At 72.7% G+C, this 15088-nt stretch carries 14 protein-coding genes; 8 read left to right on the top strand and 6 right to left on the bottom strand.

Going from position 1 to position 15088, the window contains the following annotated elements:
• Positions 1-7: 7 nt before the first annotated feature.
• The 3 genes from ORV05_RS20240 to ORV05_RS20230 are packed head-to-tail and all read left to right on the top strand — an operon-like array spanning position 8 to position 2993.
• Complete coding sequence (locus tag ORV05_RS20240; RefSeq protein WP_268441239.1) at positions 8-1075, top strand: AAA family ATPase; 1068 nt, start codon at positions 8-10, stop codon at positions 1073-1075.
• Positions 1075-2016: a DUF58 domain-containing protein gene (locus ORV05_RS20235; protein ID WP_268441238.1), complete on the top strand. Its 942-nt coding sequence runs from the start codon at positions 1075-1077 to the stop codon at positions 2014-2016. Before ORV05_RS20240 ends, ORV05_RS20235 begins: the two co-directional genes overlap by 1 nt.
• Positions 2013-2993 (top strand): VWA domain-containing protein, encoded by a 981-nt coding sequence (locus ORV05_RS20230; protein WP_268441236.1) that lies wholly within the window; start codon positions 2013-2015, stop codon positions 2991-2993. The genes ORV05_RS20235 and ORV05_RS20230 overlap by 4 nt, the downstream gene beginning before the upstream one ends.
• 94 nt (positions 2994-3087) lie before the next feature.
• Here ORV05_RS20230 and ORV05_RS20225 read toward each other — a convergent pair whose 3' ends face one another.
• Genes ORV05_RS20225 through ORV05_RS20205 form a run of 5 tightly spaced genes read right to left on the bottom strand, consistent with a single transcriptional unit; the run spans position 3088 to position 7942 of the window.
• Positions 3088-3552, bottom strand: a complete 465-nt coding sequence (locus tag ORV05_RS20225; protein WP_268441234.1) for a tRNA (cytidine(34)-2'-O)-methyltransferase — start codon at positions 3550-3552, stop codon at positions 3088-3090.
• A 50-nt stretch (positions 3553-3602) separates the two neighbouring features.
• Positions 3603-4553: a TAXI family TRAP transporter solute-binding subunit gene (locus ORV05_RS20220; protein ID WP_268441233.1), complete on the bottom strand. Its 951-nt coding sequence runs from the start codon at positions 4551-4553 to the stop codon at positions 3603-3605.
• Positions 4550-5941 (bottom strand): sensor histidine kinase, encoded by a 1392-nt coding sequence (locus ORV05_RS20215; RefSeq protein WP_268441232.1) that lies wholly within the window; start codon positions 5939-5941, stop codon positions 4550-4552. The genes ORV05_RS20220 and ORV05_RS20215 overlap by 4 nt, the downstream gene beginning before the upstream one ends.
• On the bottom strand, positions 5942-6601 hold the full coding sequence (locus ORV05_RS20210) for a response regulator transcription factor (protein ID WP_268441230.1): 660 nt from the start codon (positions 6599-6601) through the stop codon (positions 5942-5944).
• Positions 6602-6628: 27 nt separating this feature from the next.
• Entirely contained in the window at positions 6629-7942 is a 1314-nt protein-coding gene (locus ORV05_RS20205) for an MFS transporter (RefSeq protein WP_268441229.1), read from the bottom strand.
• A 194-nt stretch (positions 7943-8136) separates the two neighbouring features.
• Between ORV05_RS20205 and fabG the strand changes: the two genes are divergently transcribed.
• From fabG to ORV05_RS20190, 3 genes are all read left to right on the top strand, one after another.
• A complete protein-coding gene (gene fabG / locus ORV05_RS20200; protein WP_268441227.1) occupies positions 8137-8841 on the top strand; it encodes a beta-ketoacyl-ACP reductase in 705 nt (234 codons plus the stop codon).
• 72 nt (positions 8842-8913) lie between these two features.
• Positions 8914-9681 (top strand): enoyl-ACP reductase FabI, encoded by a 768-nt coding sequence (gene fabI / locus ORV05_RS20195; protein WP_268441226.1) that lies wholly within the window; start codon positions 8914-8916, stop codon positions 9679-9681.
• A gap of 147 nt (positions 9682-9828) precedes the next feature.
• On the top strand, positions 9829-10881 hold the full coding sequence (locus ORV05_RS20190; protein WP_268441224.1) for a ferrochelatase: 1053 nt from the start codon (positions 9829-9831) through the stop codon (positions 10879-10881).
• Here ORV05_RS20190 and ORV05_RS20185 read toward each other — a convergent pair.
• Positions 10853-11650, bottom strand: coding sequence for a hypothetical protein (locus tag ORV05_RS20185; protein WP_268441222.1), 798 nt, complete (start codon positions 11648-11650; stop codon positions 10853-10855). The genes ORV05_RS20190 and ORV05_RS20185 overlap by 29 nt on opposite strands.
• An 80-nt stretch (positions 11651-11730) precedes the next feature.
• On the opposite strand from ORV05_RS20185, the gene ORV05_RS20180 reads away from it, so the two are divergent.
• Positions 11731-13128 (top strand): sigma 54-interacting transcriptional regulator, encoded by a 1398-nt coding sequence (locus ORV05_RS20180; RefSeq protein WP_268441220.1) that lies wholly within the window; start codon positions 11731-11733, stop codon positions 13126-13128.
• Positions 13125-15083, top strand: a complete 1959-nt coding sequence (locus tag ORV05_RS20175) for a vWA domain-containing protein (protein ID WP_268441218.1) — start codon at positions 13125-13127, stop codon at positions 15081-15083. Before ORV05_RS20180 ends, ORV05_RS20175 begins: the two co-directional genes overlap by 4 nt.
• Positions 15084-15088 lie beyond the last annotated feature (5 nt).

Genomic DNA, 15088 nt, shown 5'->3' with positions numbered 1-15088 from the left:
GGGAACCGTGACCGAGCCCGGCTACCCGGAGGGCACGAACGGGCAGCAGACCACGACCCCGGCCCGCGACGGCCAGTTGCTGGAACGCACCGTGTTCGAGGTCAAGCGGGTCATCGTCGGGCAGGACCGGCTGGTCGAGCGGTTGCTGGTCGGCCTGCTGGCCAAGGGGCACCTGCTGCTGGAGGGCGTGCCCGGCGTCGCCAAGACGCTGGCCGTGGAGACCTTCGCGCGCGTGGTCGGCGGCACGTTCTCCCGCGTCCAGTTCACCCCCGACCTCGTCCCGGCCGACATCCTCGGCACCCGGATCTACCGGCAGGGCAGCGAGCGCTTCGACGTCGAGCTCGGCCCGGTCGTGGCGAACTTCGTGCTCGCCGACGAGATCAACCGGGCGCCCGCCAAGGTGCAGTCGGCGATGCTCGAGGTGATGGCCGAGCGGCACGTGTCCCTCGGCGGCAAGACCTTCCCGATGCCCGACCCGTTCCTCGTGCTGGCCACCCAGAACCCGATCGAGAACGAGGGCGTGTACCCGCTGCCGGAGGCGCAGCGCGACCGGTTCCTGTTCAAGATCGTGGTCGACTACCCGACGGCCGAGGAAGAACGCGAGATCATCTACCGGATGGGCGTCACACCGCCCGAGCCGGACGAGATCCTCAGCCCCGGCGAGCTCGTCCGGCTGCAGGGAGTGGCGTCGAAGGTGTTCGTGCACCACGCGCTGGTCGACTACGTGGTGCGCCTCGTCCTGGCCACCCGCACCCCGGCCGAACACGGGCTGACCGACGTCGCGGGCTGGGTGTCCTACGGCGCCTCGCCCCGGGCGAGCCTAGGCATCATCGCCGCCGCGCGGGCACTCGCGCTCGTCCGCGGGCGCGACTACGTGCTGCCGCAGGACGTGGTGGACGTGGTGCCGGACGTGCTGCGGCACCGCCTGGTGCTGTCCTACGACGCGCTGGCGGACGCGGTGCCGCTGGACCACATCGTCAACCGGGTGCTGCAGACGGTGCCGCTGCCGCAGGTTTCCGCCCGGCCGCAGGGCGGCCCGGGGCAGCCGGTCCCGATGGGGGCACCGGGGCGCTAGTGGAGACCGAGAACGAGAACCGTCCTTCGTGGGCGCCGCCGGTCCTGCGGGGGGAGCGCCTCGATGCGGGGCTGCGCACGCTCGAACTCGACGTCCGGCGGCGGCTGGACGGGTTGCTGCAGGGCAATCACCTCGGGCTGGTGCCCGGGCCGGGCTCCGAGCCGGGGGAGGCCCGGCCCTACCAGCCCGGTGACGACGTCCGCCGGATGGACTGGGCGGTCACCGCCCGCACCACGGTGCCGCACATCCGGGAGACGGTGGCGGACCGGGAACTGGAGACGTGGGTGGCCGCGGACCTGTCCGCCAGCCTCGACTTCGGCACCGCCCTGTGCGAGAAGCGCGACCTGGCGGTGTGCGCGGTCGCGGCGATCGCGCATCTGACCGGGGGCGGCGGGAACCGGCTGGGCGCGGTGATGTCCAACGGGGTGGAAACGGTGCGGGTGCCCGCCCGCGGCGGGCGCGCGCACGCGCGGAGCGTGCTGCGCAAGCTCGCCGAACTGCCGCGCGCCGCCGAGGGCACCCGCGGGGACCTCACCTCGATCGTCGAACAGTTGCGCCGTCCGCCGCGGCGGCGGGGACTGGTCGTGGTGGTCTCGGACTTCTTGGGCGACACCGCCTGGCAGCGCCCGCTGCGGGCGCTGGCCGCCCGGCACGATCTGATCGCCGTCGAGGTGATCGACCCGCGCGACGTCGACCTGCCGGAGGTCGGCACGATCGTGCTCGCCGACCCGGAGACCGGACGGCAGCGCGAGGTGCACGCTTCGGCGCTGCTGCGGCGCGAGTTCGCCGCCGCCGCGCAGGCCCACCGGGATCTGGTGGCGAGGACCCTGCGCCAGTGCGGAGCCGCCCATCTGGTCCTGCGCACGGATTCGGACTGGATCGCCGACACCGTCCGGTTCGTGGTCGCGCGCAAACGACGCTGGTCTGGGGGAGCCGCGTGAGTCTGAGCGGGTTCAGTGCGCCGTGGTGGTTCCTGCTGCTGATCGTGGTGGCGGCGGTGGCCGCGGGCTATGTCGTGGCGCAGCGGATGCGCAGGCGGCGCACCCTGCGTTTTTCCAATCTGGAGCTGCTCGAACGGGTCGCACCCAAGGCGCAGGGCTGGCCCCGGCACCTGCCCGCCGCGCTGCTGATCGTGTCGCTGATCCTGCTGACCGTGGGTCTGGCGGGCCCCACCGCCGAGCAGAGGGTGCCCCGCAACCGGGCCACCGTGATGCTGGTCATCGACGTATCGCTGTCGATGGAGGCCACCGACGTCAAGCCCACCCGGATCCGGGCGGCCCAGGACGCGGCCACCGCCTTCGCCCAGGGACTCACCCCGGGGATCAACCTCGGGCTGGTGTCCTTCGCCGGTACGGCGACCGTCCTGGTGGCGCCCACCACGGAACGGCAGAACGTGGTCACCGCGATCGGCGGTCTCAAGCTCGCGCAGTCCACCGCGACCGGGGAGGGCATCTACGCCGCCCTGCAGGCCGTGCAGGGCTTTTCCGCCATGGTGGGCGGGGCCGAGGGGCCGCCGCCCGCCCGGATCGTGCTGATGAGCGACGGCAAGCAGACCGTGCCCGAGGACCTGTACGCCCCGAGGGGCGCGTTCACCGCCGCGCAGGAGGCCAAGAAGGAGCAGGTGCCGATCTCGACCATCTCGTTCGGCACCGACCACGGGACGGTGGAGATCGACGGCCGCCAGGTGCCCGTGGACGTCGACGACGGCTCGCTGCAGGAGGTGGCGCGCCTGTCGGGTGGCGACTTCTACCAGGCCGGGTCCGCCGAGCAGCTCAAGCAGGTCTACCAGGATCTCGGCGAGCAGATCGGGTACGAGCTCAAGGAAGCCGACGCGAGCAGGCCGTGGGTCATGCTCGGCACACTGGCGCTGATCGTGTCCGCCGGGACCGCCCTCGTCCTCGGCCAGCGCCTCCCCTGACGGTTGCCGGTTTGCCGGTGCCGTGACCGCGAGGGGTCCCCTCACGGTCGATATGACTGTGAAGGGACCCTTCACGGCATAAACGCCCGAAGGGTCAGGCGCCGGAGGCGAAGTCGTGCTGGCGCCAGGCTTCGTAGATCGCGATCGAGGCGGTGTTGGCCAGGTTCAGCGAACGGGAGCCGGGGCGCATCGGCAGCCGCACCTGGTCGGTGATCTGCGGTGCGGAGAGCACCTCCTCGGGCAGCCCCACCGATTCCGGGCCGAACAGCAGGACGTCCCCGGGCTGGTAGGCGACGTCGGTGTAGCGCCGCTGCGCTCGCGCGCTGAAGGCGTACACGTTCGCGGGCAGCAGGGCCTTCCACGCCGCGTCCAGGTCCGGATGCACCCGCACGTGCGCCAGATCGTGGTAGTCCAGGCCCGCGCGCTTCAACTGCTTGTCCTCCAGGACGAAACCGAGCGGTTCGACGAGGTGCAGCTCGATCCCGGTGTTGGCGGCGAGCCGGATCGCGTTGCCGGTGTTGGGCGGGATTTCGGGGTGGAAGAACAGGACCCGGAACATGGGCACCACGGTACGGGCGTCCCGGGCGCGGCCGGTGCCGAGGTTGGCGCTCAGCCGTGCAGTGCGCGGTAGGCGTTCGCCGCGCCCGGGTGCAGCGGCACGTCACCGGTGCCGATCAGGGTGCGGACGTCGAGGAACTGGGTGCCGACGGCCTGGGCGGGCACCAGCTGCCCGGCGCGCCGCACGAGCAGCTGTGTGACGTCGGAAGCCACCTCCGCCGGCAGGTCGGGACGGCACACCAGCAGGTTCGCCATCCCGATCGTGTCCACCTCGCCGCCGTGGCGGTACGCACCCGCGGGCAGCCGGACGACCTCGGAGCCGGGCACGGTGGTGCGCAGCGCGGGCAGGAACGGGGTCAGCGGCAGCAGCCTGATCCCGATCTGGTTGTCCAAATCGGACAGTACGGGCAGCGGGACGCCGCCGGAGACGAGCATCGCGTCGAGCTCGCGGGCCGCCAGCGCCCGGGCGGCGTCGGTCATGGACAGGTGCCGCACCGAGACGTCGCGCAGTCCCCGCACCAGCCGCTCGCCGAACACCGCGCCGCCGGAGCCGCTCGCGCCGAGCGAAACCGAGCGCCCGGCCAGTTCGGGGAGCGCGGTGACCGGGGAATCCGCCCGCACCGCCAGCTGCAGGTAGTTCTCGTACACCCGGCCCAGCGCCCGCAGCGGGACCGGGCGGGGGAACGGGTCACGGCCGGCGAGGGCGTCCTCGGCGATGTCGGACAACGTGATCGCCAGCTCCGCCTGCCCCGCTTCGAGCAGGATCAGGTTCGCCACGCTGGCCGGCGTGGGCATCGCGACGCAGTCCAGGCCCGGGTACGCCGTGTGCAGTTCGGCGGCCAGCAACTGCCCGAACGCGAGGTAGAAACCGGATTCCTCGCCGGTCGCGATGCGCATCCGGCCGGACGGGCCGCTCGCGGCCGGTGGCGCCGCCGCGGTCAGGCCCGCCCCCGTGGCGGCGAGTACGACCCCGGTGCGCAGCAGCGTTCGCCTCGTGATCACGCCGGAGTCCCTTCCGGGGCGCCCGGGGACGGCAGCGTGACGCGCACGACGAGGCCGTGCGGGGCGGCCGCCTCCAGCTCCAGCCGTCCGCCCCGGCCCGCCACCAGCCGCTCGGCGATCGCCAGCCCCAGGCCGGTGCCCGGCAGGCCCCGGTGCCGTTCGGCACGCCAGAACCGGTCCTGCGCCCGTGACAGCTCGGTCCCGGAGAGTCCGGGACCGTCGTCGCGGACCTCCAGCACGGGGCCGCGGGTGCGCACCCGCACCCGGGTTCCCGGCCCGGTGTACTTGATCGCGTTGTCCAGCAGCACGTCCAGGATCTGGGCGAGCTCGGCCTCCGTGCAGGCCGCCCGCCCGGGCCCGGCCGCGCACCCCAGCTCCACACCGGCGCGCCCGGCCACCGGCTCCCACAGGTGCACCTGCGCCGCGGCCACCGCGCCCACCTCGCAGGACACCTCGCCGGGGCCGCCCACCGCGAGTTCGCCCGCGCGGTGCTCGGCGCTGGCCAGCGTCAGCAGGTCGTCGAGGAGATGCTCGATGCGGTCCAGTTCGCCGACCGCGCCGGAGTAGGTGCGCTGCGCCGTTGCGGGCAGGTGCGGGCCCAGCGCGTCGATCCGCAGTCGCAGCGCGGTCATCGGATTGCGCATCTGGTGCGAGGTGTCGGCGAGCAGGCGGCGCTGCTGGTCCAGCGCCGAGGTCACGGTGTCGGACATGCGGTTGAACCCGGCGATCAGTTTGCGCAGCTCCGGCGGGCCCGCCAGCGCGGGATGCTCGGGCGGCAGCCCCGCGGTGAGCCGGCCCACGGCGCGGTCCAGGCGCCGCATCGGCCCCAGCAGCCACCGCGTGGCCACCAGCGCGAGCGCCACGCAGGCCAGCGCGACCAGCGCGGCCCCGGTGAGCACGAGCATCCAGGTGCGGGCCACGTCCGCCGCCGCGGCGTGCACCGAAGCCCGCATCACCACCGCGCCGGACACCCGCGTGCCCGTACCCGCCGGGCGCGCGAGCAGCACCGGCGCCGACGACCACGGCCGCACCACCCCGGCCGCTGGGCCGGGCTGGTTGCGCAGCACCACGTCCACCAGTGACGCCACCGCGGGATCCGAAACGCTCATTTCACCGGTTTCGACCATCGGCACCCGGCGGGCGGTGACCACCACGACCGGTTCGCCGTAGAGCTCGGTGTACCGCCGGATCTCCGCGGCCAGGGTGCCCGGTTCCCCGGTCGTGACGGCCTGGTCGGTCAGGACGGCGAACCGCTCCAGATCGGACCCGCGCGCCAGCAGCAGCTGCTGGGTGCGTTCGGTGGCGGTGACCGCCAGCAGCGGGAAGGTGAACGAAGCCGTCGCGAGCACCACGAACGCCAGCAGCACGGTCAGGACCCGGGTGCGCACTCACGCACCCAGCCGGTAGCCGAAGCCGCGGATCGTGGTCAGCAGTTCCGGGCGGCGCAGCTTCGCCCGCAACTGGGTGAGGTGCACGTCGAGCGAGCGGGAGATGGCGAGATAGGCGTCGCCCCACACCTCGTCCATCAGCTGCTGACGGCTCACCGCGGTACCCGCGCGGGCGGCCAGCACGGCGAGCACGGCGAACTCCTTGGGGGTCAGTTCGACCTCCTGCCCGCCGGCGAAGACCCGCCGCGCGTCGAGATCCACCTCCACGTCACCCACGACCACGGTCCGCGCCGCGGGCCTGGAGGCCTGGGCGGCGCGCCGGGTCACGGCGTCGATGCGGGCCAGGAGTTCGCTCAGCCGCACCGGTTTGACCAGGTAGTCGTCGGCGCCGAGGCGCAGGCCCCGCACCACCGACCGTTCGTCACCGCGGGCGGTGAGCACGATGACCGGCAGCGCGGTCACCGCCCGCAGCTTGCGCAGCACCTCGAGGCCGTCGAGATCGGGCAGGCCCAGGTCGAGCAGCACCAGTTCGGCGTCGCGGTGGGCGAGCAGGGCATCGGCGCCGCGGCGCACCCTGGACGGCGTGTGGCCGTGCGAGCCCAGCGAGTCGAGAAGCGCGTCGGCCACCCCGTCGTCGTCCTCGACCAGCAGCACCCGCACGGCCACAGCCTAAACAGCGCGGACCGGTCAGTCCTCGGGCACCATGGCCGAGTCCTTGGCGGTGTCCCGCATGCGGACGTAGACGATCAGCGAGACGAACACGCACACGGTCACGTAGTAGAAGAACCACGACTCGTGCCCGGCCTGCTTGGCCCACAGCGCCAGGTACTCGGCCGTGCCGCCGAAGACCGCCACCGCCACCGAGTACGGCAGGCCCACGCCGAGCGCGCGGATGTTGGTCGGGAACAGCTCGGCCTTCACCACCGCGCTGATCGAGGTGTACGCGGCGCTGACCCCCAGCGGCACCGTCATCAGCAGGAACGCGAAGGCCGGGTTCTTCGTGTGCGCCAGCAGCGTCAGCGAAGGCACCGTGATCAGCGTGCCGAGCACGCCGAAGGCGATCAGCATCGGGCGGCGGCCCACCCGGTCCGACAGCGCGCCCAGCACCGGCTGCAGCACCACGAACACCAGCAGGGCGAAGAAGTTGATCCAGGCCGCGGTCGGCTTGCTGATCCCGCTGGTGTTGACCATGAACTTCTGCAGGTAGGTGGTGTAGGTGTAGAAGAACAGCGTGCCGCCCATGGTCAGCCCGATCACCAGCGCGATCTCGCGCGGGTGGCGCATCAGCTCGCGCAACGTGCCGTTGGCGGCGCGCGTCTCGGCCGCCTTCGCCGCTTCGAAGCTGGCCGATTCGTCCATGCCGCGCCGCAGGTACAGCACGACGAGCGCGCCCAGCGCGCCGATCGCGAAGGCGATCCGCCAGCCCCAGCTGTCCAGCTGCGCGGTGGTGAGCACCTGCTGGAGCACGATCTGCACGGCGAGCGCGACGAGCTGGCCCGCGATGAGGGTGACGTACTGGTAGCTCGAGTAGTAGCCGCGCTTGCCTTCAGTGGCCACTTCGGACATATAGGTCGCCGAGGTCGAGTACTCACCGCCGACGGAGATGCCCTGCAGCAGGCGCGCCAGCACCAGCAGGATCGGCGCCGCGACGCCGATGCTGCGGTAACCGGGGGTGAGCGCGATCAGCAGCGAGCCGCACGCCATCAGCGAGACCGACAGCGTCAGGGCGGCGCGCCTGCCGTACCGGTCGGCGTAGCGGCCCAGCAGCCAGCCGCCCAGCGGGCGCATCAGGAAGCCGACCGCGAACACGCCCGCGGTGTTGAGCAACTGGGCGGTCGCGTCGCCCTTGGGGAAGAACGTGGCGGCGAAGTAGACACTGAACGCGGTGTAGGCGTACCAGTCGTACCACTCGATCAGGTTGCCCACCGAGCCGCGCAGGATGTTGCCGACCACCCGGTTGCGCGCCTGCGTCGCTGTCCGCCCTGACAACTGCGCTGTCATTCGAAAACTCCCTTGTCCGTGACGGGAAACAACCTCCGGTCCCGACCCGGTCCGCGGCAAGGGCGGCGGCGCAGACCTAACAGTCCCTTAGGACGGTTACTTCCGCGTAGTGGTGTCGGTGCGGCAGGCGGTGCGGTCGGCGGTTAACCTCAGCGCGGCAGCATCGAAGCGAAGACGAAGGCGAGGAACGCTACGTGGGACGGTCCGTTCTGGTCACCGGGGGCAATCGGGGCATCGGCCTGGCGATCGCCCGTGACCTCGCGGCGCAGGGGCACAGCGTCGCCGTGACGCACCGGGGTTCCGGGGCGCCGGAAGGCCTGTTCGGCGTCGAGGCCGACGTCACCGACAGTGAGCAGATCGACGCCGCCTTCAAGCAGGTCGAGGAGCACCAGGGGCCGGTCGAGGTGCTGGTGTCCAACGCCGGGATCACCGACGACACGCTCCTGATGCGGATGAGCGAGGAGCAGTTCACCCGGGTGATCGACGCGAACCTCACCGGGGCCTACCGGGTCGCCAAGCGCGCCTCGCGCGGCATGCTGCGCGCCAAGTGGGGCCGGTTCGTCTTCATCTCCTCGGTGGTCGGGCTCTCGGGCGGCGCCGGTCAGGTCAACTACGCGGCCAGCAAGGCCGGGCTGGTCGGCATGGCGCGCTCCCTGACCCGCGAACTCGGTTCGCGCAACATCACGGCCAACGTCGTCGCCCCCGGTTTCGTGGTCACCGACATGACCAACGCGCTCACCGAGGAGCAGCGGGCCGCCGCGCTGGCCCAGATCCCCGCGGGCCGCTACGGCGATCCGGCCGACATCGCCGCCGCCGTGCGGTTCCTGGCTTCCGACGAGGCGGGCTACATCAACGGCGCCGTGCTGCCGGTCGACGGCGGCCTCGGCATGGGCCACTGACACCGTTCCCCGGCGTTGCGCCGCCTGCGCACCACCCTCCAGGTTTCCCCGTTCGGCGAGAAAGGACTGGTTTTGCCCGGACTGCTCGAAGGTAAGCGGTTGCTGATCACCGGCGTCATCACCGACGCCTCCATCGCGTTCCACGCGGCCAAGCTGGCGCAGGAGCAGGGCGCCAAGGTGGTGCTCACCGGCTTCGGCCGGATGTCGCTGGTGGAGCGCATCGCCCAGCGGCTGCCCGAACCGGCCCCGGTGATCGAGCTCGACGTGCAGAACCCCGAGCACCTCGACACCCTGGCCGACCGCGTGCGCGAGCACGTCGACGGGCTGGACGGGGTGCTGCACTCGATCGCGTTCGCGCCGCAGACCTGCCTGGGCGCGCCGTTCCTGGACGCGCCGAAGGAGGACGTCTCCACCGCGGTGGAGATCTCGGCCTACTCGTTCAAGTCGCTCGCCACGGCGGTGCTGCCGCTGCTGGCGCCGGGCGCTTCGGTGGTAGGCATGGACTTCGACGCGCGCGTGGCCTGGCCCGCGTACAACTGGATGGGCGTGGCGAAGGCGGCGCTGGAGTCGGTCAACCGGTACCTGGCACGGGAACTCGGCCCGCACGGCATCCGGGTGAACCTGGTGGCGGCGGGCCCGGTCAAGACCATGGCCGCGAAGTCGATCCCCGGTTTCGGGGAACTCGAGAGCGGCTGGGGCGACCGCGCGCCGCTCGGCTGGGACGCCACCGACCCCACGCCGGTCGCCAAGACCATCTGCGCGGCGCTCTCGGACTGGATGCCCGCCACCACCGGCTCGATGATCTGGGTCGACGGCGGCGTCCACGCCCTGGGCATGTAGCTGGTTCGCAGCGGGGGACGTTTGCTCCGAATCATTCGGAGCAAACGTCCCCCGCTCCGTACCCGTCCCGGCGCACCACGAGGGCGGCGCGGGAGTGCCCGCGGCCCCGGAGGGCGTGGGCTGGGTCATAGCGGCAAGATGAGGGCCGTGAGCTACGACGCGCTGCTGTGGTTGTCCTTCGGCGGGCCCGAGGGGCCGGACGAGGTCATGCCGTTCCTGGAGAACGTGACCCGGGGGCGGGGCGTGCCGCCGGAGCGGCTGGCCGAGGTCGCCGAGCACTACCGGCACTTCGGGGGCGTCTCGCCGATCAACGGCCTCAACCGCGCGGCGATCGCCGCGGTGGAGAAGGAACTCGCCGCGCAGGGCATCGCGCTACCGGTGTACTTCGGCAACCGCAACTGGCATCCGATGGTGGAGGACACCCTCGCCCGGATGGCCGCCGACGGGGTGCGCCGCGCCCTGGTGTTCCCGACCAGCGCCTACGGCGGGTATTCGGCCTGCCGCCAGTACGACGAGGACATCCTGCGCGCCAGGGCGGCCGTCGGCGAGGGGGCGCCGGAGCTGACCAAGCTGCGCCAGTTCTTCGACCACCCGCTGTTCATCGGGGCCTTCGCCGACGCGCTGCGCGCCGCGCGCGCCGGGCTGCCCGAAGCCCGTGTCGTGTTCACCGCGCATTCGGTGCCCGACAGCGCCGACCTCGCGGCGGGCCCGCCCGGGGAGGGCGGCCGCCGCTACTCGCGGCAGATCGCCGAGGCGGCCCGCCTGGTCGCCGCCGAGGCCGGGGTGACCGAGTACGACCTGGTGTGGCAGTCCCGCTCGGGCCCGCCGCAGATCCCGTGGCTCGAACCCGACATCGTCGACCACATCGACGCCCTGCACGCCCGGGGGGAGCGCGGGGTCGTGGTGTGCCCGGTCGGGTTCGTGTCCGACCATCTCGAAGTGGTGTGGGACCTGGACAACGAGGCCGCCGAACGGGCCGCCGAACTGGGCATGGGCTTTGCCAGGGTGGCCACGCCCAACGGCGATCCGCGGTTCGCGGAACTGGTCGTGGAACTGGTGCGCGAGCACCTGTCCGGTGCCCCCGTCCGCAAGCTTTCGACGTTCACCGCGGCCGGTTGCACGGTCAACGGGGCACCGTGCGCGACCGGCTGCTGCGAACCGGTGCGCCGGCCTACTGGGGCCGCTCGGCCTGGTCGGTGAACAGCCGCACCGCCTCGTTGATCGCCGCATAGCGGGCGATCCGCACCGCGTCGCCGAGGGGACGCAGCGCGTCGGCCCGCAGCACGGCCGCCGAGGCCGACACCGCGCCGCCGGGGTCGTCGGTGTGGGCGAGTGCGAGGATCCCGCCGATTTCCTCGGCGCGCTGGAGCACGCGAAGGCTGCGGCCGGAAGTGCCCGCGGGCCAGGACAGTTTCGGCCGTGCCCGCAGCCACGCCGACAACTCGGCGCGCACCCCGGGCCGGTCCCTGGCCACGTCCAGCGCCTTCAGCGCGCCGGCGGAATCCCGGATCGCATCGGTCAGGCCGTGTTCGGCGTCGGCGAGGCCGATGTACTCCGGGGCGCCGGGAAGGTCCACTTTGTACACATGCCAGCGCATCAGGCCCTCCGCGATCGCCTGGGGCACCAGGCCGAACCCGATGCCCGGCAGCACCACCGCCTCACCGGCGCGCAGTGCGGCCGCGGTGAACGGGCCGCCCCCGCCGAGCCCGCGGACGTCACCGGGCACCGGCAGCACCAGGCGGGCGCTTCCGGCGTTCTTCGCGCGCAGCGCGGCGAGCAGCCGCACCAGCGTGGCGGGGAAATCCCCGGTGAGCGGGAGATCGAGTGCCACCGCCGAATCGGCGTCGGCCGCGACCACCTCATGGGCCTCGCCCCAGGCGAGCAGGGCGTCGAGCACGTCGTCGGGCGCCGCGGCGCCGGAAAGCCACGCCGAGGTCCATACGGTCAGGGTCGCACTGGGACAGCACACGAAGATTCAGAATACGGCAAGGCGGGCCTGGAGTTGCTCCACGTGGACGGCGCGCCCGATCCGGGGCTAGCGTCGTAGAGGTGAACCCCGTACCCGAACACCTTCCCCGCACCGTGGGGGAGTTGCGCGCGGCAGGATACACCTCCCGCGGCATCAAAACCGAGATCCACGACAACCTGCTCGCCGCACTGCGGTCCGGGCGGGACCCGTGGCCGGGCATCGTCGGGTTCTCTCGGACGGTGCTGCCGCAGCTCGAGCGCGCGCTCCTCGCCGGGCACGACGTGGTGCTGCTGGGCGAGCGCGGCCAGGGCAAGACGCGCCTGCTGCGCACCCTGGCCGGGCTGCTCGACGAATGGACGCCGGTCATCGAGGGCGCCGAACTCGCCGAGCACCCGCTGGACCCGATCACCCCGGCCTCGATCCGCCGTGCCGCCGAACTGGGCGACGAACTGCCGGTCGCCTGGCTGCACCGCAGCCGCCGCTACACCGAGAAGCTGGCCACGCCGGACACCTCGGTCGGCGATCTGATCGGCGACGTCGACCCGGTGAAGGTCGCCGAGGGACGCAGCCTCGGCGACCCCGAGACCATCCACTTCGGACTCGTGCCGCGGGCGCACCGCGGCATCGTGGCGATCAACGAACTGCCCGACCTGGCCGAGCGGATCCAGGTGGCGCTGCTCAACGTGATGGAGGAGCGCGACATCCAGGTCCGCGGCTACACCCTGCGGCTGCCGCTGGACGTGCTGATGGTGGCCACCGCCAACCCCGAGGACTACACGAACCGCGGCCGGATCATCACCCCGCTCAAGGACCGTTTCGGCGCGGAGATCCGCACGCACTACCCGCTGGACGTGGCCGCCGAGGTCGACGTGGTGCGCCAGGAGGCGCATCTGGTGGCCGAGGTCGGCGAGCCGCTGCTGGAGGTGCTGGCCCGGTTCGTGCGCAACCTGCGGGAATCCACGGTCATCGACCAGCGCTCCGGGGTTTCGGCCCGGTTCGCGGTGGCCGCGGCGGAGACGGTGGCGGCCGCGGCGCTGCGCCGTGCCGCGATCACCGGTGAGGATCCGCCGGTCGCCCGCCCGGTCGACCTGGACGCGGTGCCCGCGGTGCTGCGCGGCAAGGTCGAGTTCGAGCCGGGGGAGGAGGGCCGGGAGAACGAGCACCTGGTGCACCTGCTTCGGCGCGCGGTGGCCGAAACCGCGCGGGACCGCTTCGGCGGCCTGAACCTGCGTCCGCTGGTGGAGGCCGTGGCCGACGGGCACCTGGTCGCCACCGGGGAGAAGGTGCCGGGCGCGGAGGTGCTGTCCGCGCTGCCGGAACTGCCGGTCCTGCACGAGGTCGCCGCCCGTGCCGACGTTTCCGCCGGTGACCCGCCGGGCCGGATCGCGGCCGCGGTGGAGCTGGCGCTGGAGTCGCTCTACCTGGCCCGCCAGCTGGCCAAGGATTCCGACGACGCGACGACGGTGTACGGGCCGTGACCGCCGTTCCCGAGGGGTATTCCTACGGGCCGTGGCACGACGGGCCGGATCCGCTGGCGCCGCCGATCGACCTGCGGGACGCGCTGGAAGAGATCGGCCGGGACGTGATGGGCGGGTCGTCGCCGCGCTCCGCGCTGGAGGAGCTGCTGCGGCGCGGGACGCCGGACACGGCCGGTCTGGACGAGCTGACCCGGCGGGTGTGGCAGCGCCGGTCCGAGATCCAGCGCAGGCACCGGCTCGACGGCACGCTGCAGGAGGTCCGGCGCCTGCTGGACGAGGCGCTGGACGCCGAGCGGCGGGCGCTGTTCCCGGACCCGTCGGACGAGGCGCGCCTGCAGGAGGCGGAGCTGGACGCCCTGCCGCCCGGGACCGCGGCGGCCGTGCGCGAGCTGGCGGACTACGAGTGGCGCTCGGGGCAGGGGCGGGAGAACTACGAGAAGATCCGGGACCTGCTCGGCCGGGAGATGCTCGAGGCCCGCTTCCAGGGCATGAAACAGGCGTTGCAGAACACCGGTCCCGAGGACGTCGAGCGGATCAACCGGATGCTCTCCGACCTCAACGCGCTGCTCGACGCGCACGCCCGCGGGGCCTCCGACATCGGTGAGCGGTTCGACGAGTTCATGCGCCGCCACGGGGAGTTCTTCCCGGAAAACCCGCGCAACGTCGAGGAACTGATCGACGCATTGGCCGCCCGGTCCGCCGCCGCCCAGCGGATGCTGAACTCGATGAGCGAACAGCAGCGGGCGGAGCTGGCCGGCCTCGCGCAGCAGGCGTTCGGTGATCCCCGCATCGCCGAACAGCTGGCGGGCCTGGACGCGCGGCTGCGCGCGATGCGGCCGGGCGAGGACTGGACCTCCTCGGCCCGCTTCCGGGGCCAGGATCCGCTCGGGCTGGGCGAAGGCGCCCAGGCGATGGCCGATCTGGCGGAGCTGGACGCGCTGGCCGAACAGCTCGCGCAGTCCTATCCGGGCGCGCGGCTGGAGGACATCGACCTGGAGGCACTGCAGCGCCAGCTCGGCGACGACGCCGGGGTGGACGCCCGCAGACTGGCCGAGCTGGAGCGGGAACTGCGCCGCCAGGGCCTGTTCGAGCGGGCGCCGGACGGGTCGCTTCGCCTGTCCCCCAAGGCCTTGCGGCGTCTGGGCGAGACGGCGCTCGCGGACGTGGTGCACGCGCTGCGCGGTAGGTCGGGGCAGCGCGAGCAGGAGTCGGCGGGCGCGGCGGGCGAACCGACCGGGGCCAGCAGGCCCTGGCAGTTCGGGGACATGCAGCCGTGGGAGGTCTCCCGCACGGTCCGCAACGCCGTGCTGCGCACCGCCTCGGCCGGCGGGGGCCGGGTCCGGCTCGATGTGTCCGATGTGGAGGTCGTGGAGACCGAGCACCGGTCCCGGGCCGCGGTGGCGCTGCTGGTCGACACGTCGTGGTCGATGGTGCAGGAGGGCCGCTGGCTGCCCATGAAACGCACCGCGCTCGCCCTGCACCAGCTGATTTCGACGCGCTTCCGCAACGACGCGCTGCAACTGATCACCTTCGGCCGCTACGCGGCGGCGGTGGAACTGGAGGAACTGGTCGGCCTCGAAGGCGTCTGGGAACAGGGCACGAACGCGCATCACGCCCTGCTGCTCGCGGGGCGGCACCTGCGCCGCCACCCCGACGCGCAGCCGGTGGTGCTGATGGTGACCGACGGCGAGCCGACCGCGCACCTGGAACCGGACGGCGAAGCGGTGTTCGACTACCCGCCGCAGCCGCGGACCCTGTACCGCACGGTGTCCGAAGTGGACCGCCTGGCGAAGCTGGGTGCTTCGGTGACGGTGTTCCGGCTCGGTGACGATCCGCGCCTGGAGGCCTTCGTGGACCTCATCGCCCGGCGGTCCGGCGGGCGCGTCGTCGCCCCCGGTCTCGACGGTCTCGGCGCCGCCGTGGTGGGCGACTACCTCCGCACCCGCCGCCGCTGAACCGG

It is taken from the genome of Amycolatopsis cynarae, from assembly GCF_026802195.1.
Classification (GTDB): domain Bacteria; phylum Actinomycetota; class Actinomycetes; order Mycobacteriales; family Pseudonocardiaceae; genus Amycolatopsis_E; species Amycolatopsis_E rhizosphaerae.
Note: the sequence above shows the minus strand (reverse complement) of the source record. Positions and strands in the feature narration are given on the sequence as shown.

Coding starts and splice junctions, on each gene's coding strand:
- ORV05_RS20205 (WP_268441229.1), bottom strand. CDS start 7,942: ATGACAGCGCAGTTGTCAGGGCGGACAGCGACGCAGGCGCGCAACCGG.
- ORV05_RS20225 (WP_268441234.1), bottom strand. CDS start 3,552: ATGTTCCGGGTCCTGTTCTTCCACCCCGAAATCCCGCCCAACACCGGC.